Source organism: Paenibacillus glycanilyticus (assembly GCF_023715145.1).
Classification (GTDB): domain Bacteria; phylum Bacillota; class Bacilli; order Paenibacillales; family Paenibacillaceae; genus Pristimantibacillus; species Pristimantibacillus glycanilyticus_A.
Window position 1 is genome coordinate 336,104 of record NZ_JAMBNP010000002.1, and the last position, 18,486, is coordinate 354,589.

Consider the following 18,486-nt stretch of genomic DNA (forward strand, 5'->3'; position numbering starts at 1 on the left):
ACTGGATGGGTTTATAGTATTAAAAATTTTGATGCCATACCTGGTTTATCCGCTAGCTCATCAACCTTGGCAGGTTTTCGTTTTATTCTCGTCTCGCTACCGATACATAAATATTATTAAAATGCGAAACCTATTGCGAGAGGAGGGATGGGATGCTCAGAAAGCTGTTCGGAAAAATAAAACCGATGAATATGTACGTGGAGACACCAAAGCAGATTCCTGTAGAAGAAGATAAACCAACCACTTCCTTAGATGAGATGACGGCAAAACTCAAGGAAATATTTAACGGCTGCTCGGACGTCGTTTTTCGCTCGTTCAGCATTAGCGGTGTAGTCGACGGCCTGCTTGTCTACATCGAAGGACTTGTCGACGAGAAGCAATTGGAAGAAACCATTTTGAAGCCGTTAATGACAAGCGATTATTACATATCATCGAAACTAATAAAAGAGGAATTCATTACGTTCCTCGAGAAGAGATTGATCGCGATCGGACAAATGAAACGTTCGTCGAGTCTTTATCAGATCGAGCAGGAAATCTTAAAGGGCTCGGTCATTTTGTGCGTCGAAGGACAATCGGAATCGATCGTGGCAAGCGTGCCGGGAGGAAACGTACGATCGGTAGAGCAGCCTTCCACCGAAAATACGGTCCGCGGTCCGCGCGACTCTTTCACGGAATTATTAAATACAAATACAAGCTTGATCCGCAGGAAAATCCGGTCATCCCGTTTGAAAATCGACACAATAACGGTTGGAGACATCACTCGGACAAGCATTGCTATTGCATATATTCATGGCATAGCCAACGAAAGCGCTCTGCGGGAAATCAAAGCCAGAATTCAAAGCATGCATACGGAAGAACTGCTGGAATCGGGAAACATCGAACAATTCATCGAGGAAAAACCTTTCTCGCCGTTTCCCCAGTTTCTGGCAACGGAAAGACCGGATTACGTGGTGTCTGCTTTATTGCAAGGCCAGGTTGCGATTCTTACAGACGGCTCCCCGTTTGTTATTAGCGCACCGATGACCTTCTGGGGATTCCTTCAGGCGGGAGAAGATTATTACGAACGGGTCGTTTACGCGAATTTGATTCGGATGATCCGCTTTTTATTTTCCATGATCGCATTGCTGCTGCCGTCACTTTATGTCGCTCTCACGACCTTCCATCAACAAATGATACCGACTAATCTGTTGCTAAGCATCGCGGCGGCGCGAGAAGGAGTCCCTTTTCCGGCGCTGGTGGAAGCATTGATTATGGAAATCACGTTTGAAGGATTAAGGGAAGCGGGAGTGAGATTGCCTAAACAGGTCGGCCAAGCAGTCAGTATCGTCGGGGGCTTGGTTGTAGGTCAAGCGGCCGTTCAAGCAGGCATCGTCTCGGCTCCGATGGTCATCGTCGTATCCTTGACCGGAATCGCTTCCTTTACGATTCCCCGCTATAATTTCTCCCTCGCTTTCCGTATTTTGCGTTTCCCATTAATTCTTCTTGCCGGCATATTCGGACTCTACGGGATATCCGTTGGTTTGCTTGCCATATTGGTTCATCTAAGCGAGCTAAAATCGTTTGGCGTGCCTTATTTGTTTCCGATGGCGCCTGTTAACCTAAAAGGTCTAAAAGATGCGTTATTCCGTGCTCCCGTATGGACGCTTTATCTTCGGCCGCAAGCAGTCGGTCATCGATCGAAAAGAAACGGGAAGGATTGAAACAGCGATGAGATCGCTTTGGCTTCTTTTGATCGTCCCGCTGCTCAGCGGATGCTGGGACCGGGTCGAAATGAATGACGTATCGTTTTTTATGGCATCGGCATTGGATATGACGGATAAAGGCGAGATGAAAGTTTCAATCCAAGTGCCGATACCGGTTGGTGCCGGCAGCGGGGAAGGCGGTAAGGCATCGGCGGGAGGCAGTCTTGGCAAAACGTATTTTGTCGTAACCTCGACGGGAATCAACATTCACGATGCAGAAAGAAAAATCCAAAACAAGATGTCCAGGCAATTTTTCAAGGGGCATCGCAGAGTGGTCTTTGTCGGAGAGAAGTTTGCGAGACGCGGAATTAAAGACGTTCTCGATTATTATTCCAGAGATCCAGGCAGCCGGTTAAGAACTTACATCGTCGTCGCAAAGGGGGGCGAAGCATCGAAACTACTTCTGAACGACCATCCTATCGAACGCATACCGGCTGAAGACGTTCGCGAACTTGAAACTTCCGGCACAGGCACATCGGTTACTTTTAGGGATTTTCTCATGACTCAAGCGAACGAAGGAATCGTACCTGTCATGGGAGCGGTTGAGTTATTCTCCCCGACGGTCGATTCCGGGAACGAGGAGCATTTTCGTTTGAATTCCCTGTCTTCGACGGCCGTCTTTAAAAACTATCGGCTTGTAGGCTACCTGAACGACATCGAAACGAGAAGCATGAATTGGATCAAAAACAAGCTCGATCAAACGATCGTAGCGGAAAAATTGCTCCGGGCAGGAGGGAATGTTGGCGCCGTATTAAACAGCACCAGTAGCAGAATCGTAACGACGTTTAACGGCGACAAAGTCCTTATACATATCGTTCTTAATGGGACCGGCGTACTCAACGAAGCGAACGTAGATATGGACATGAGCAATCCGAAGAACATTTCCGACATTGAAAGGGAGCTTGGGGAAGCGATTGCGGGGCAAGCTCTTCGTACGGTGAAAAAAGCTCAGACTGAATGGAAAGCGGACGTATTCGGAATCGGATTGCAGCTTCACCGGTTTCAACCAAACGCATGGAAAAAGGTGCGAGGGAATTGGGATGAGACGTTTGCTGGCGCCGAGGTTTCCGTAAAGGCGAACATCAAGCTCCACAGGGCGGGGATTATTACGGATTCTCTGACGAACGAAAGAACCGAGGCGAAATGATGTTCTTAGGGTTGTTGTATATACTGGGCATCATCGTCATCGCGTGGATGCAATTACACCAAATAAAGACGAAGGCGAATCTACAAGATTATTTATTCCTTACGATGATGTATGCGGTGATTGCCACCATCGGATTTCTATTGATCTTGAAAGTCTGGGTTCCCAGCCCATCGTTTTTCATTAGAAAATGGCTCATGTTCGCGGAGAAGTAAACGAAAGGAAGGAGAGCGGTCATGAAAAGCTACGGGTATAACAACCGTATTTCCAATTTGGAGTTATTCGCCCTCATGTTCGTGTTCGTCGTGGGCAGCGTACTGACGCTTCCTGTCGGTTACGAGGCCGGGCACGATGCGTGGATATCCGTCCTGATCGGTACGCTTGCGGGACTAGCGATCAATGGGCTATACGTTTTTCTATGCCATCGCTATCCACATAAATCGTTGGTGGAAATCGCCCATTGTCTCTTAGGCTCCTGGATCGGCAAGCTCGTCGGCTTGTTATATGCCTGGTACGGGTTCTACCTTGGCGGCTATGTGCTTCGGAATTTCACGGATATGACCGCTGCCGTGCTATTGCCGCGAACGCCTATTGTTGTATTAGGGATCGTCATGATCGCGCTTACGGTATGGACCGCAGCGAAGGGGATCGAGGTCCTAAGCAGATGCTCGCTAATTATACTCGTGTTCATTATCTTTTCCACGTTTATAGGCAGCGTCTTATTGATCCCGGATATGGAGCCCGCTAATATGTTGCCGGTCCTCGATAACGGATGGCGTTCTGTCTTGCGGGGTGCCGGAGGAATTGCGACCGTACCGCTTGGAGAAACGATCGTTTTTGCCATGCTGATTCCGTACGTGAATCGGATCTCCGCCGTGAGACGGACCGTATTCGGCGCTATCGGAGTTTGCGGTGGCCTGCTTCTCGTTACGTGTGTCGTCAATATCTTTGTGTTGGGGGAAATCGCGAGCCAGCAATTGTTTCCAAGCTATACTTCTTTTATGTATATCGCGGTAGGCGATTTTTTCGAGAGAATCGAGCCGCTCGTATTTACGGTTTGGATCTTCAACGAATTCGTGAAGCTAAGCGTGTGCCTCCTATCCACGTCGCTGGCCTTCGCTCAGACGATACGTAGCGGCGACTACCGAATATACGTGCTGCCCGTAGGCTTGTTGATATTGCTGCTCTCCACTTTCCTTCACCCCAATCAGTTGGACCTCGTTGAATACGTAAAAAAAATATGGCCTTGGTATTCCATCCCGTTTCTCATTGTCGTGCCTTTGCTTCTTCTAGTCGTTTCGTTATTTCGAAAAAAAGGTTCACGGGCTGGCCTTGCCGACGCCAAACCGGATGTGATGGAAACTCCTTGATCGAACGGGGTTAGTCACGATCAGGACATCACCATCGACGCCGAAGAGCCCGGAGGAAGGCCCGGGCTCATAATCCCTTAGTGGATTTTTCTCATGCAGCAAATCCCATTTTATTATACGAACTGAACGATGTCATCCATAGGCCGTCTCGATTTGGGACGTGAAGGTAATTTAGACCGATAGCCGAACGCTGTCATCACGCTCAACCCGAACTCATCGGATCCAAGTAGTCCTTTATTGTCGAGCAGAGCATTGACGGCATCCATATCGAACCCCTCGATTGGGCACGAATCAATACCAATATGCGCTGCGGCTGTCATCATATTACCCATTGCCAAGTAAGTTTGCTTCGAAGACCAGTCAAACAGAGCCCGCTCGGTATCCAGATGAAGATCATCATAAAATTGGGAGTATGCTTGCTTCATGCTCCTATAAATTTCTATAGGCAGACCTTTGACTTGAGTTTGTTGTTCCACGAGATACGGGGCATCATAAGTGAGTCCTTTTCTGGCCAAGAAGATGACGAAGTGGCTCGACGTCGGAAGCGACCTCACCGCGCCGTATACGTGAGGCGCGAGTTCTCTTCTGAACTCCTCACTTTGCGCGACCACGAATTTCCAAGGTTCATTGCCTCCTGAGCTTGGAGATAGGCGGCCGGTCTCGAGAATGAATCGAAAATCGTCTTCGGAAATTTTTTTCGTTGGATCGAATTCTTTAGTAGCATGCCTGAAATAAAACGTGGATAACAAATCCACCTTTTTCATCTCTATATCCATCGGTTATTTTTACCCCTCGATTCAAATTTATTTCTCTACGAGATCATAAACGGAACGCTGTCCGTTTTATATGCCCATAATAAATGGACTGCAGTCCATTTGTCAAGCGGTTGAGTAGTAAGGTGTGGTCATAAAACAATAAAGCAAATAAAGAGGCGCCAAAATGGTCAATACCTGACCTTTTTGGCGCCTTTTTCCCTTATTACGGTTCAGAATTTAATTCTGTACCGTCCCTTTTTTACGGCTTTTTACTGAAAAAGCGGTTCAACGTAAGTGTTGAAAAGTCTTTCTTTTATTCCATCGCAAGTGTATTGGCGATGTTCTTTCAGGAATAAAAACATTTCCGGTGCCATCGTAGACATGATGGCATCCGCTCTAAAGACCGGATCTACCATCGAAGCTTCATTCGTAACCTTGTATTCCTTGAGCAATCTCACAAGGATGGAATGAATGGATTCATAATGTTCCTTGAAGGAATCACTTTGTTCTTCTTCAGGATTGTAGTTTTTTTGCATGGTAGCCAGGAGAGGGGAGTGAGTTTCCAGTGATTCTAAATGATACGCTATTACGGTTTCTAACCGTTCCTTAAGCGATCTGGATGAATTATCCATGAGGTATAGCTCCATTTTATCCCTATTTTGAATACAGCTTTCGCTGATCAAGTCCCAGCACAAATCGCCTTTGTTCGTATAGCTACGATACAAGGTTCCTTGTCCAAATCCAGCTTCTCTGGCGATTTGCCGCATGCTGACATTTTCGACACCGTACTGAGCGAAAAGTTGAGCAGCCTTTGCCAGAATAATTTCCCTGCGTTCTTGCGCATCCTTGCGCAGCGTGCGTTCTAGCATGACAAATTCCCTCCTTTCAAAAAACGCCATTGACGAACGGACTGCGTTCCGCTTATATTGAGATACATCTGGACCGCGTTCCGGTTTCGCGATATTCATGTAAAGCTAGTTTACTACATGTTACCCCTTTAGCGAAATAGGGTCAATAAAGCGGAGCCAAGCGGGAAGGCATAACAAGTAATAAATCAAAAGTTCCTGAGGAGGAAATGTCCAATCAACAACAAAACAAAAAATACGGGGTAGGCGTCGTCGGAGCAAGCTCTACGAATCCAGGCCGTGCAAGCCAGATATTCTCCGGTGACTCCATATGCGCACGATCTAGCCAGATTCGGTAATGTCATTTATATATAGATGGGAGAGGAAATAAAGTGAAAGAAAGAATTTCGAGAGCAAATATGATTTTGCTTATTATTGTCTGTTTTACTCAGTTTATCGAGGTTATGAACAGTACGACGGTCGTCGTAGCACTGCCTTCCATCCAAACGGCACTACACATGCAGGCGAACGACTTGCAATGGATCGTGACATCGTATGTCCTTACCTTTGCTTGTTTTCTGATGATCGGCGGGCGAGCCAGCGATCTGCTCGGAAGAAAACGGGTATTAATGATAGGTTTGGCAATCTTCAGTCTCTCTTCGTTGACAGGAGCCCTGGCAACGGATCCGATTTGGCTTATTGCCAGCAGGGCGATACAAGGAATCGGGGCTGCACTTTCCATTCCGGCGGCAATGTCGCTCATCAGCAACAATTTCCCAGCTGGGCCACAACGTAACAAAGCGTTCGGTATATTCGGCGCCTTGGGGTCCGGGGGAGCTGCTGCCGGATCAATCGTCGGTGGTTTGCTTACGGATTCCGCGGGCTGGAGATCGTTGTTCTATCTGAACGTTCCGCTGGGAATCCTGCTCATCCTTGGTTTGTTGTTCGTTAAAGTAAGTCCGTCAGTCATTCAGCAAAAACAATCCATCGATTGGCTCGGTTTGATTTCCGTATTGGCCGGCATTTTCGTACTGGTCTACGGCATCTCAATGCCGAATGTCGATGGCAACTGGCCGACGGCAAAGATCACGATGTTGATTATCGGCGTATTGGTGTTAGGCGTATTTATTTTTGTAGAAAAATTTGCTGAAAATCCGTTGATGCCGCTTCGTTTATTCAAATTTCGTTCGCTCGTTACATCTAATATTATTGGATTTTTAATGTTTTCTTATATGACCGGCTTTAACTTCTTTTCTACTTTGTACTTTCACGAGCTTGGCTATTCATCTCTAACCGTCGGGTTGGCTTTCTTGCCGCTTGGTTTAACCTCGATCGTGGTCACGCAAATTACTCCGTTCTTTATGCGCAAATTTGGAGCGAAAAGAGTGCTGATCGTCACCCAGGCGATCAATGCTCTCGGAATGTTCTGGTTGAGTCAAATGAATATGGATAAAAACTATGCATCCTTTATCCTTCCCGCATTTGTCGTACTCGGATTGTCGATAGGCGCGTCCTATACGGCCGTCATCGTAGGTTCCGTTCAGGATGTTAAACCCGAGGAACACGGCATTGCTGGAGGAATCGTGAATACGTTCCTGCAATTGGGGGGGAGCTTGGGTTTATCCATCCTGGCGACAATCGCCGCTACGGTGACAGCCTCGGCGCATGATGTTTCCGCAAGTACGGCTTTATTATCCGGTTTCCACACGGCATTAATCGTAAGCGGATTTTTCGCGATCATTGCTTGTATCCTTTCTTTCATGAGCAGCGGCAAGAGTAAGAAAGCGGGTATAATTCCTCAAGATGCGCGCGTAAACGGTGACTGACTTACAAAGGCACGATCTGATTGGAAAGCTTGAACCCGAAAGATAGAAAAAACCTATCTTTCGGGTCCTTGTGTTTTAATGCAAAAAAGTACACCAATCAATTTTATTCTTTATTCAACCTATTGTCCGGTAAGTTTTCCTGCTCTTCTTCGTAGCATTCCAATAACAAGCAGTAATAACGGAATTGAAATAATAAAAATGGGAAGCACAATATATTTCCAGAAATCCGGAAAATAAACTTGCGATTCTATGATGTTTTTGGGATATAGCGCTATTATAAGAAATAGGATAGCTGATGCTCCTGTAATATTTCTCCACTTTGTGATACCTAATACCTTAGCAGTCCCATAACTGGTTATGAACAAGTATAGAGATAACTTGATAAAGATGCTGAAGATCACGACGATGACCGCCAAAACGTCAATATTTTGAATGAACTCCATTACCGATACATATTGAACTACTGAATAAACGGGATAAATAAAATAGGTGGGCAGCACTGGACCTAAGACCATGCAGGTACTGACTGTTATAAGGATGAGTAATATTCCAGCCAAAGCTACGCCACCTGTTGCAGCAGCTGTGATTTTTCGATGTGGTTGTAAAAAGCCTATTAGCATAAGAATTGCAATCGACTCACCTAGGAACGAAAACGCCCCTAGACTTCCTTTCACCAGCGCACCCAAGCCTTGCAATGGAAGTACTGGAAGTAGCATGACGGGCCGGAAATCTTTAGCTAATAGCAAGGTGATCAACACGATGGAAATTGTAATGAACGGACCAATAATCTCGCTACAACGACCCAAGGTTTGGACACCGCCAGTTACTGTATAAATCATCATGAGTATCATCAAAACCATGATGACCCAAATGGGTGTATTCAAAAATAATGCCATATGAACGAAGTCCGAATACTCTCTTAGAATCACCCCTCCAACGGCATACCATATAGCAAGATACAAAATAGAAAGCAGCTTGCCAAGCCACTTTCCAATTAATTCGGGTACAAAGTCAACGAAGGTTTTTCCAGGAAACAACAGACATAATTTAGATGAAATATAAGTGACGACTAGACTCGACAGGAGTGCTAGAAGGATAGAGAGCCATGCTGCTTGTCTGCTTTCCTTGAAGGACTCGCCGATTGTCAACAATGCAGTCATACCGATTTCCATCGTTGTAAGAAGCCAAAACAATTGATTGAGCGAAAGTTTCATCTAAATCCCGCTTTCATTTGACGTGGAGTGGCGAGTTTTGCTGTCCGATTTGTTTGATTTCTAACTTTGGTCGGATTATGATCTCGGAGTGAACAAATATATTGTCCCATTTTCCCCTGTGGTTTTTCCAATACGAAGGGTGTTGTCTATATACCGCTTCTCCAATGCCAAGCACATCTGCCTTATATTCTTTCTGCACTTTATGGATGAGGTTAAGCATTTGCGTTTTAATTTCATTGTTGAATGACTGCTGAAGTTTCATAAGGTCCGTACCTTCCGACAATACAAGGGAAGAGTTATTCTCTTTCAAAACGATTTTCCCTTTTATGGTAATTTCCACTTTTACATACCCGGAATTCGATACAGCGCTGTAAATCCTGCTTTTCGGCTGCGACACGAATCCAGTAACCGTTCCTTGATAGTCAGTCGTGATTAAGGCATTCTTAATTGTCCCCATTATCCAGCCTCTGTTGTGCGCTTCATCATAATTGAGGTATCCTAGCAGTTTATGTTTATGATTAAATATCGCTCGTCCGTAGAACATTATAGTTGGTTTATCAAGGCCGGGACTGGAAAATTTCTTTACAACCGGCAGCGTCGGTGAACTGCCTTCCCCTTTGGAAGCCATCAAATAATGGACCAGCGAAGTCCCCACTTCACCTCCTGCAGCTTGATGGATCTTGATAGGGGCCATGGCCGATAGTTTCTCAAGCGGGTAATTGATTTTCATTATATCCTGTGCGGTGCCTTCTTTGACTACCCATATATCTGTCCTTAGTCGGCTATTCGGATCACGAGTATAGGAATCCAATAGTTCAGAAATTCCACTACGCGCAAGCTTCTCTCCAATGAATAAGTTGCGCCTATGTCCTCGGGTCATTGAACGAGAAAGATATTGCTGCATGTTATCAATTGCATCGGCAATGTTTTTGCCGCGGCTTGACTCTAGAAAAGAGGCCGATCGAGGAGGATCTTGTCCTTCTCCTGATTTAGGAACAAACAGCTGTCCGGTAATAAGATAACGGTTGCCGTTACTTTCGTCCAAATCGATGCCGCCGGCAAGATCAAAAAGCTGATCGTTTAGTTCCTTCCGATCCCAACAACCGCACATTAGACAAACAAATACTAGCAAAGTTAAGCACGCTTTGCTTCTATTAATCATTCCCCGTTCTCCTCCTAATCAAGGAAAGGCTATTTCGGATTCGGCTATTTTTCGATCGTGGTGACCTTACAAAAACATCGTTAAGTTGTCGGAATCTCAAAGGCGAAACAGGGGAGAGGTAAGGAACGCCAAATGACTCCAATCGACATAAATGAATTAATAGCGAAATCGTTCCTATCGCTACCCCGTATAATCCAAACATGCCGGACAACAGAAGCATTGGGAATCTTAAAATCCGAAAAGCAACGCTCATGTTATAACGGGGAATGGCAAAAGACGCTATACCGGTCATGGATACTACGATTACCATAGGCGCGGATACAATGCCGGCTTGTACGGCTGCCTGACCAATGACGAGCGCGCCTACAATGCTAACAGCTGATCCTGTCGCCTTTGGCAGGCGAATACCCGCCTCCCGCAGTCCCTCGAACATGAATTCCATTAACAATGCCTCGATCACGCTGGGAAATGGTACGCCTTCCCGAGCCGAGGTAAGACTAAATAAAAAATTTGTCGGCATTAGTTGTGAATGAAACGTCGTAATTGCCACAAAGAGCGAAGGTAGATATAGCGATACAATAAAAAGAAACAGTCTTGTCCATCTAATAAGCGTTGAAAAGATAAACCGTTCATAATAATCTTCGGCTGACTGAAACGTAGCCCAAAACGTCATTGGGACGATTAACGCGTCTGGCGTACCGTCTATAAGCAAGACAACTTTGCCCTCCAGAAGATTGGCTGCAACAATATCCGGGCGCTCTGTATTTTGGATTTGTGGAAATGGAGTAAACGAGACGTCCTCGATCATTTCTTCCATATAACCTGAGTCTAAAATAGCATCTGTGGAAATCTGCCCGATTCGTTCCTTTACTTGACATAAAACCTTTTCATCAACAAGGCCATCCAAATAAACGACGATAGTTTTTGTGCGAGATAACGACCCGACAGTGAAGGCCTCCAGTTTAAGTCTCGTTGATTGTAATCTTTTCCGAATTAATGATGCATTCACTTCAACTTGTTCAGTAAAGCTGTCACGTGGACCACGAATCGTTTGTTCAAACGCAGGTTCCTCAATACTACGGCCTTCCTTTGCTTTTAAATCCAGTAATACGCACCGAGAATGGCCCTCCACAAATACGGCTGCGTGTCCTTGAAGAAGCCGATCAGCAGTCTCAAGAATGGAATGGGTCACGCTGCTAGTAGCAACGGAAGATAAATGAATATCCGTAAACAGATCTTTCCATTCATGGGTGTCAGGCCGAAATAGATCGTTGTTTATTTTGTTTGCGTCAGTTATACCGGTGATATAGACAATAAGAGTGGCTAAACCCTCGGGGGTTTTAAACGAGCGGAACGTGATATCGAAGCATGCATCGAACAATTGTCGAAGCATTTGCTCATTCTCCGCTATTGTTGATTTTATTGTCGGATCTTTGAAAAGAAGCGTGTCCAACGTGATTCACCTCGTCATTGCCACATCTGATTCTAATAGCTTTCCTCTGATTCCCATGCGTATACATAAAATCAATGTATTTCAAGGGCTCTTCGTAACAGTGGATGAAAGATACCAGTATTCCCCTATTATCCGCTGTGGTATAGGAAAATCGGTGCATCATGATGCGCTGCGAAGCAAAATATTTCCCTATTTAGAGTATACTTCACTTGACAATCGGACTGCAGTCCAGTTATATTATACCACAAGCGGATCACAGTCCATTTGATGGGCGAAATGTAATTGCAAATGACTACAATAAGGAGATAATAATCATGAATCAGCATAACGGTTTACAACGTGCAGTCTTTACGCATAGCAAGGATTTGGAATGGTTTACAACGATGCCGGGCGAGCAAATGGCAATTCGAATTCACAGCAGTCAGGTTGGCGGGGCGGTCACGATTATGGAAGCGCGCGTACCGTTTCTTAGCGGCCCTCCGAAGCACTTCCACAAGGAACGGGAGGAAATCTTCGAAGTACTAGAAGGCACGTTTCGTTTCCAGTGCGGCGAAGATGATTTCGAAGTTACCCCAGGGACAAGTGTCGTCGTCCCGCGCGGCGTTCCGCATGCTTGGACTAATGTGGGCACTGAGTCGGGACGTATTCTCTTCACATTCGCCCCTGGCGGAATTGATGATGTTTTCGCTAAGATTGGTCTTACGCCGCCAGAGGGCTGGCAGGAGCTATGCGAAAACTACGATACTTGGATTGTAGGTCCTCCAATGCTTATTTCAAATAAATAATAAAATAGATAAAACAACGACAACTCAATGTTTGATGGCTGTTGAAAAGCAAAGGGGCCGTCTCAAAAGGTGGTCGCTCGCTGGAGAAACGGCTCGCATCAGTAAAATAAGAATTAATTCTCACAAAAATAGTGTTGCAGAGGGCTATCCCTGCAACGCTATTTTTCGATTTTGATCCTTTGCAGCTTTCTTTAGCAAATTGTGGGCAAGCGAAAGCCACCCGACCTCTAGGCTGACTTTCGACAAGCCTCGAAGCAGGAACCGCCGGAATCCCCGGTTATTCTTAATTTGGCCAAACACACTCTCCGGTTCGTGCATTCGCCGAACCGACAAGGCATATCCATCTTCGCTCTTTAATTGCTCCCGAGCTTGTTGTTTGAGGCGAAGATATTCCATGCTGACCTTTATTTCACGATCGCCTTGTGCCTTCGTGCATCTCTCCTTCAGCGGACAGCCTTCACATGAGAGACTGCGATAATGGCGAGTGGTAATTTCATAGCCACTTTCCGTGGTGCTTTGGCTTTCGTAACGGAACAGGAGCTTTTGTCCTGCTGCACATGTCCACGTGTCCTCTTTCTCGTCATATAACCAATGCTCGAATTTACTAATGTCTTGCTTCCACGCTTTCGTGTTTTCTTTGTGATAGGTATTATATTTTACAAGTGCCCGTTGCCCCTCTGATTCCAGATAAGCATAGTTTTCTTCGCTCCCATAACCAGCATCTGCAATGATGGTCCCCGGCAATTGACCAAGCGAGGCTTTCGCTTTGTCCAGGTGTGGCATGAGACAACGCGTGTCTGTTGGGCGTTGGTGAAGGCTGTAACTAAGGATGAACTGATCTTCTGTTCCAATCTGCACGTTATATCCAGGCTTCAACTGGCCATTGCGCATATGATCTTCCTTCATGCGCATAAACGTGGCATCGGTGTCGGTTTTACTAAAGCTGTTGCGTCTTCCGAGCGTCTCTTGTTGATTCATATTTCTGCAGCCGTGGGAGGAGGTCTTTTCGCACTAGGCGAACAGCTTTCTTCAGTGGCTTGTCTTTCGGCTTTTCTTGAAGCTTGTTTTCAAGCTGCTGAACAGCCTGCTCCAGTTTTTCACTCGTGATGGCGGAAGCCTCTCCGAGTTCAGGAAGGTCGGAGTTATTTAGAGCTTGATCTTCCTGCTTCTCTGCCTCTTCAATGGCAGCGAACAAGGTCTGCACTTTCTCTTGCAATTTCAGTTTCTGTTTAACGACAGCCTTGCCCCAAACAAACGTGTAGCGATTGGCATTTGCCTCAATCTTTGTTCCATCGACGAAGTAGTGGTCGAGCTTGACGTAGTTTTCTTCAACGAGAAACTGAAGAACAGCTGTAAAGATGGTCTCCAGCACGTCTTTCATGCGTTCAGAGCGGAAGCGGTTAATGGTGCGGAAATCTGGGAGCTGTCTAGCGGCTAGCCACATGAACATGATGTTTTCGCGTACCGCTTTCGCGATTTGGCGAGAAGAGTAAATGCGCTGTGTGTAGGCATAGATAATAACCTTCATCAGCATTTTGGGGTGGTAGCTATCTCGGCCACCTCCGGGATAAGCTTTGGTGAAGAGTCTCATATCTAAACGATTGACCGCATCGTTGATGACGCGAACGAGATGATTTTCGGGGATATCTTCCTGCAAGTCCATTGGCAAGGACAGTTGATCCATGGTATATTCTTTGTACAAAAGAAGCCTCTCCTTTTTTGATGGTTGGTCGCACTTCCATTCTAACAAGGATCGGCTTCTTTTTGTTTAGTCCTTAAAGCTTTTCATTGACAGGTTAATGGCAAACCGGAGCATTTTAATGATTCTGGAGAAGCGTTAGCGGTCGCTTTTGTGAAGGGATTCCAACCTTACCTCGTTGATTCAAGGAATCCCTGAGCAATGGCGATTGGAAGAACATTAAAATGCGCAGGTTGCTGTTTAAACCCGAATACGAAGGGGGTGTCCCATCGACATTTTCATGATTTTTGGGACACCCTCTTTAAAACTGCATATAGGTCAATCCTCGAACGGAAGATACAGTTCAATCATCGACCATACCCCATCAGGCAGCAGCAGTTTTGATTGATCCCCACGGAATAACTTCGTCTTTATTAGATCTTCTTTGCCTTCCTGTACCTTTTTAACCCATCTAGGTTCCAACAGCAATCCCCTTGCGATTGCGACAAGCTCGACGCCGGTTGAAAGTGCTTTTGAAGCATCTTCCGGTGTTTTTATTCCGCCTACACCGATAAGGGCTGTACGGTTACCGATAACATCCTTAAAGATTTCCATCCGGGCACGTTTATCGTTCACGCCACGACGAGGTGTAGACCAGAAATCATGAAGGGATACGTGAATATAATCCAGTCCCTGGTCCGCGAGAGTATCTATGTTTCGAATGGCGTCCGCATCGCCAAATTTCTTGATTAGATCCTGTATCTCGGCATCGCTCAATTCGCGAGGTAGAGGAGAAGCGGAATTATCTGCCACTACGGCGCTCGGTGCTTCATTATCCTCTATTCCACTTGCCCCCTCATGAAATAATTGCAGAATGGCAAGAGCTCCATGGGATTTTAAGACTTTGCTGAGTTTGCGCAGCCCCGGAATATGTTCATCGGTCTCCGCTGCCGGTAATCCCGGATAGTGCTTTCCTTCTTTAAACGTCGTTGCCGACGTAATAACCATCCCAACGTCTTTGACACGTATGTTATAGTACGCCAATTCCTCCTCGGAAATAAATCCGCCGGGAATGAGCCCAAATGACCCATTGGGGACATAACGATCCTATTTTTTAATTCCTTGCCGCTGCGGAGTCGAAGTGGTTCGAAGATCATCTTGTTGTCTTCTCTCATTATGTTCTCTCCTTCTGGTGAATTTGAAGCGTTTCTCACACAATTCTGCTTTTTTTACTGTGTTATCCATCATTAATGCCTTCAAAATGTAGGACAATTGAAATGGACTGCGGTCCACTTTTTTTCACTATAAACGGACTTTGGTCCACTTGTCAAAGTTAATGTTGCGAATATGTTGATTTACATTTTCGCCTAAGAAAAAAAGTTAAAAATTATCGCTTGCCTTAAAGTCGGCTTTAAGGGTTAAAGTGGTTTTTGTAGCCGGCACAATCCAATTAGGAAAGTACAAATATAAGCTCAAAGGAGAGTTGCATCATGAGAACGATCGATCAAATTTATATTAACGGGAAATTCGTAAAGCCGCATGGCACTGAGGTGATGGATATTATTAATCCTGCGAATAAGGAAGTAATCGGCCGAGTGACGCTCGGGGATGAGCAGGATACTCGCGATGCGATTGCGGCAGCGAAGGCAGCCTTTATAACTTTCTCCAAGACGTCGATAGAAGAACGCGCGCAGATGCTGCAGCGTCTGCATGATGTAATGATGGAGAAGTTTGACTTATTGAATGAGGTGGCGGTCGAAGAATACGGAGCTCCAGCCGCTGCGACAGCCGGACGCACCATGTATGCGGCCAAAAACTTCCTTCATAATCTGGATGTCATGAAAGAATTCCAATTCGAGAAGCGAATCGGTCAAGCAAAGGTCGCTCTTGAACCGCTCGGCGTTATTGGTTTAATTACACCATGGAATGCGAATTACACGCATATCTCAACAAAGCTTGCTCCTGCCATTGCGGCCGGATGCACAGTGGTTATCAAAGCCAGTGAGCTAAGCGCTATTCAAACGCAGGTAATCGCCGAATGTTTTCACGAAGCCGGTATTCCTGCCGGTGTTATCAACTTCGTTAACGGCAGAGGCGACGTGGTTGGCGCGGAATTGACGCGTCATTCGGATGTGGCGATGATATCGTTCACTGGCTCCACGAATGTCGGCAGAATCATTGCCAGGGACGGAGCCGCAACGATGAAGCGACTCGTGCTAGAGCTTGGAGGGAAGTCGCCAAATGTCATTCTGGACGATGCTGATTATCATAAAGCTATTCCACTGGCCGTCATGACCGCTTTCAGCAACAGCGGACAAGCTTGCCATGTCGGATCGCGATTAATCGTTCCCCAGCATCGCTTGGAGGAAGTAAAGCAGTTGGTGATCAAAACGGTGAAAGGCATTAAAGTCGGGAACCCTTGGGAAGAGGGAACGTTTATCGGTCCCATGGTCAGCCAAAAGCAGTATGATACCGTCCAACGCTATATCCATCTAGGCGTAGAACAAGGCGCTGAATTGATCATCGGTGGCCCGGGTCATCCGGAAGGTTTGGATAACGGTTATTATGTTAAGCCTACCGTATTTGCCAATGTTACCATGGACATGTCAATTGCTAAGGAAGAAATTTTCGGACCTGTGCTATCGATTCTGACCTACACAACAGAAGAAGAAGCGATAGCGATTGCCAACGATACGATTTATGGCTTGTCTGCTTATGTTAGCTCAAGCAATCTGGAAAGAGCGAATGATGTTGCATCCCGGATTGTGTCGGGACGAGTACTCATTAATGGTTTATATGACGAGCCGAAGGCCCCCTTCGGAGGATTTAAACAGTCCGGTATCGGAAGAGAATTTGGCGCTTATGGTCTTGAATCTTATGTTGAACCAAAAACGATCTTGGGACACGATGTAATATTGCAATAAGTTACACTGGCAGCAGTTTGGGGTCCCCACAGAGGGGCCTCCTTCTTGCCTGTCCCCATTCACCTAGAATAAGTCCATTTTCATCGGATATACTATCCTCTAATCTAAGGAAAGAGGAGATAGTTAAAGGTGCGTACATTTAATCAGCATTTTATAAATGGTCAATTCGTACACTCAATCGGAAAAGAAATGCAGGAATTGGTAAACCCTTCTAATAAAAAAACGATCGGTAGACTCGTTCTAGGAAACGAGCAAGACGTGCAATTGGCCATCGCAGCTGCTAAAGAAGCATTTAAATCGTTTGCCAAAACAACGGTAGATGAACGAAGTCAGATGCTTCAGAGACTCCACGATTCTATTATGGCAAGAGAAGAGGAATTAACAAGAGCCGCAGCGGAGGAATATGGTTCTCCGTTAAAGCCATCTAAAGGCCGTACCACCTTTGCTGCGCTGACCTGCCTTTACGCCAAGGAAGCATTGAAACAGTTTTCCTTCGAGAAGATGCAAGGTACAACCAAAGTCATTCTTGAACCATTAGGCGTCATAGGCGCGATAACGCCATGGAACGCCAATTATACGCATATTTGCAATAAAATAGCCCCGGCCATAGCTACGGGATGCACGATTGTCGTGAAACCTAGTGAACTCAGCGGACTTCAGACTCATCTATTAATGGAATGCATAGCCGATGCGAAATTGCCGGCAGGTGTTGTAAATATTGTCAATGGTACAGGCCAAGTCGTAGGGGCAGAGCTTGTCAGGCATCCGGATATTGCTAAAATATCGTTTACCGGTTCGACTCCTGTAGGGAAAATTATCAGCAAAGATGCATCCGACACTCTCAAAAGACTGGCCTTAGAGTTAGGTGGGAAAAACCCCAACATCATTCTGGATGATGCCGACTTCTCCAAAGCCATCCCAATGGCTATTGCCATCGGTTTCAGCAATACAGGGCAAGCCTGTCATGCGGGAACGAGACTGTTGGTGCCTGAGAACCGATTGGACGAAGTCAAGAAATTAATAAAACAAGCTGTTGCTTCAACCAAAATTGGTAATCCCATGGATGAAGACTCCATATTAGGCCCGCTTGTAAGCCAAAAACAATACGATACCGTGCAGCGCTACATCCAAGCAGGAATTGACGAGGGGGCAGAATTAATCGTTGGAGGGTTAGGTCACCCGGAGGGATTGGATGAAGGGTTCTATGCCAAGCCAACCGTATTTGCCCATGTAACCAATGATATGAAAATCGCCAAAGAGGAAATTTTCGGTCCGGTACTTTCGGTCATTTCTTACAGAACAGAAGAAGAAGCAATTAACATTGCAAATGATACGGTATTTGGTTTGGCCGCATATGTCAGCTCCTCGGACATGGAAAGAGCTCGGCGAGTAGCTTCGCAAATAATCGCTGGGCGTATTTTGATCAACAAGGCCGTGCAAGACGATCCCTTTGCCCCGTTCGGCGGATTTAAGCAGTCCGGTTTGGGCCGAGATTCCGGCGTATATGGTTTGGAAGAGCATGTCGAACCGAAAGCCATACTTGGATATGAAGTTCACTAACCGGACCAGGCCATGATGGAACGCCAGG

Annotated in this window: 13 protein-coding genes and 1 pseudogene; 7 read left to right on the plus strand and 7 right to left on the minus strand. The window is 45.9% G+C overall.

Annotated elements, in window-relative coordinates; translation table 11 throughout:
* Nucleotides 1–152: 152 nt before the first annotated feature.
* The 3 genes from M3194_RS06740 to M3194_RS06750 all read left to right on the plus strand — a co-directional run bounded on the left by M3194_RS06740 (nt 153) and on the right by M3194_RS06750 (nt 4,256).
* Complete coding sequence (locus tag M3194_RS06740; RefSeq protein ID WP_251652668.1) at nt 153–1,700, plus strand: spore germination protein; 1,548 nt, start codon at nt 153–155, stop codon at nt 1,698–1,700.
* 7 nt (nt 1,701–1,707) lie between these two features.
* Nucleotides 1,708–2,889 carry a Ger(x)C family spore germination protein gene (locus M3194_RS06745; protein WP_251652669.1) on the plus strand — a complete coding sequence of 394 codons (1,182 nt, stop codon included), beginning with the start codon at nt 1,708–1,710 and terminating at the stop codon, nt 2,887–2,889.
* A 233-nt stretch (nt 2,890–3,122) separates the two neighbouring features.
* Nucleotides 3,123–4,256: a GerAB/ArcD/ProY family transporter gene (locus M3194_RS06750; protein ID WP_251652670.1), complete on the plus strand. Its 1,134-nt coding sequence runs from the start codon at nt 3,123–3,125 to the stop codon at nt 4,254–4,256.
* A 113-nt stretch (nt 4,257–4,369) separates the two neighbouring features.
* Here the strand turns inward: M3194_RS06750 and M3194_RS06755 are convergent, their stop codons facing one another.
* Both M3194_RS06755 and M3194_RS06760 read right to left on the minus strand, forming a co-directional pair.
* The gene (locus tag M3194_RS06755; RefSeq protein ID WP_251652671.1) at nt 4,370–5,032 is read right to left on the minus strand and encodes an NAD(P)H-dependent oxidoreductase; all 663 of its coding nucleotides are present in this window, start codon (nt 5,030–5,032) and stop codon (nt 4,370–4,372) included.
* 248 nt (nt 5,033–5,280) lie between these two features.
* Nucleotides 5,281–5,880, minus strand: a complete 600-nt coding sequence (locus tag M3194_RS06760) for a TetR/AcrR family transcriptional regulator (RefSeq protein WP_251652672.1) — start codon at nt 5,878–5,880, stop codon at nt 5,281–5,283.
* 368 nt (nt 5,881–6,248) lie between these two features.
* Between M3194_RS06760 and M3194_RS06765 the strand changes: the two genes are divergently transcribed.
* Entirely contained in the window at nt 6,249–7,682 is a 1,434-nt protein-coding gene (locus M3194_RS06765; RefSeq protein ID WP_251652673.1) for an MFS transporter, read from the plus strand.
* Nucleotides 7,683–7,801: 119 nt separating this feature from the next.
* On the opposite strand, the gene M3194_RS06770 is transcribed toward M3194_RS06765, so the two are convergent.
* Genes M3194_RS06770 through M3194_RS06780 form a run of 3 tightly spaced genes read right to left on the minus strand, consistent with a single transcriptional unit; the run spans nt 7,802 to nt 11,511 of the window.
* A complete protein-coding gene (locus tag M3194_RS06770; RefSeq protein WP_251652674.1) occupies nt 7,802–8,896 on the minus strand; it encodes a GerAB/ArcD/ProY family transporter in 1,095 nt (364 codons plus the stop codon).
* A 13-nt stretch (nt 8,897–8,909) separates the two neighbouring features.
* A complete protein-coding gene (locus M3194_RS06775) occupies nt 8,910–10,058 on the minus strand; it encodes a Ger(x)C family spore germination protein (protein ID WP_251652675.1) in 1,149 nt (382 codons plus the stop codon).
* Entirely contained in the window at nt 10,051–11,511 is a 1,461-nt protein-coding gene (locus M3194_RS06780; protein WP_251652676.1) for a spore germination protein, read from the minus strand. Before M3194_RS06780 ends, M3194_RS06775 begins: the two co-directional genes overlap by 8 nt.
* A gap of 314 nt (nt 11,512–11,825) precedes the next feature.
* On the opposite strand from M3194_RS06780, the gene M3194_RS06785 reads away from it, so the two are divergent.
* The gene (locus M3194_RS06785) at nt 11,826–12,296 is read left to right on the plus strand and encodes a cupin domain-containing protein (protein ID WP_251652677.1); all 471 of its coding nucleotides are present in this window, start codon (nt 11,826–11,828) and stop codon (nt 12,294–12,296) included.
* 144 nt (nt 12,297–12,440) lie between these two features.
* Here the strand turns inward: M3194_RS06785 and M3194_RS06790 are convergent.
* Together M3194_RS06790 and M3194_RS06795 are read right to left on the minus strand one after the other, a co-directional pair.
* Nucleotides 12,441–13,998, minus strand: a pseudogene (locus tag M3194_RS06790) (IS1182 family transposase).
* A 315-nt stretch (nt 13,999–14,313) separates the two neighbouring features.
* Nucleotides 14,314–15,048, minus strand: coding sequence for an oxidoreductase (locus tag M3194_RS06795; protein ID WP_463674784.1), 735 nt, complete (start codon nt 15,046–15,048; stop codon nt 14,314–14,316).
* Nucleotides 15,049–15,464: 416 nt separating this feature from the next.
* Here M3194_RS06795 and M3194_RS06800 point away from each other — a divergent pair, with 416 nt between their 5' ends.
* Together M3194_RS06800 and M3194_RS06805 are read left to right on the plus strand one after the other, a co-directional pair.
* Complete coding sequence (locus M3194_RS06800) at nt 15,465–16,898, plus strand: aldehyde dehydrogenase family protein (RefSeq protein WP_251652679.1); 1,434 nt, start codon at nt 15,465–15,467, stop codon at nt 16,896–16,898.
* 129 nt (nt 16,899–17,027) lie between these two features.
* A complete protein-coding gene (locus M3194_RS06805) occupies nt 17,028–18,458 on the plus strand; it encodes an aldehyde dehydrogenase family protein (protein WP_251652680.1) in 1,431 nt (476 codons plus the stop codon).
* Nucleotides 18,459–18,486: the final 28 nt, after the last annotated feature.

Coding starts and splice junctions, on each gene's coding strand:
- M3194_RS06740 (WP_251652668.1), top strand. CDS start 153: ATGCTCAGAAAGCTGTTCGGAAAAATAAAACCGATGAATATGTACGTG.
- M3194_RS06745 (WP_251652669.1), top strand. CDS start 1,708: ATGAGATCGCTTTGGCTTCTTTTGATCGTCCCGCTGCTCAGCGGATGC.
- M3194_RS06750 (WP_251652670.1), top strand. CDS start 3,123: ATGAAAAGCTACGGGTATAACAACCGTATTTCCAATTTGGAGTTATTC.
- M3194_RS06755 (WP_251652671.1), bottom strand. CDS start 5,032: ATGGATATAGAGATGAAAAAGGTGGATTTGTTATCCACGTTTTATTTC.
- M3194_RS06760 (WP_251652672.1), bottom strand. CDS start 5,880: ATGCTAGAACGCACGCTGCGCAAGGATGCGCAAGAACGCAGGGAAATT.
- M3194_RS06770 (WP_251652674.1), bottom strand. CDS start 8,896: ATGAAACTTTCGCTCAATCAATTGTTTTGGCTTCTTACAACGATGGAA.
- M3194_RS06775 (WP_251652675.1), bottom strand. CDS start 10,058: ATGATTAATAGAAGCAAAGCGTGCTTAACTTTGCTAGTATTTGTTTGT.
- M3194_RS06785 (WP_251652677.1), top strand. CDS start 11,826: ATGAATCAGCATAACGGTTTACAACGTGCAGTCTTTACGCATAGCAAG.
- M3194_RS06800 (WP_251652679.1), top strand. CDS start 15,465: ATGAGAACGATCGATCAAATTTATATTAACGGGAAATTCGTAAAGCCG.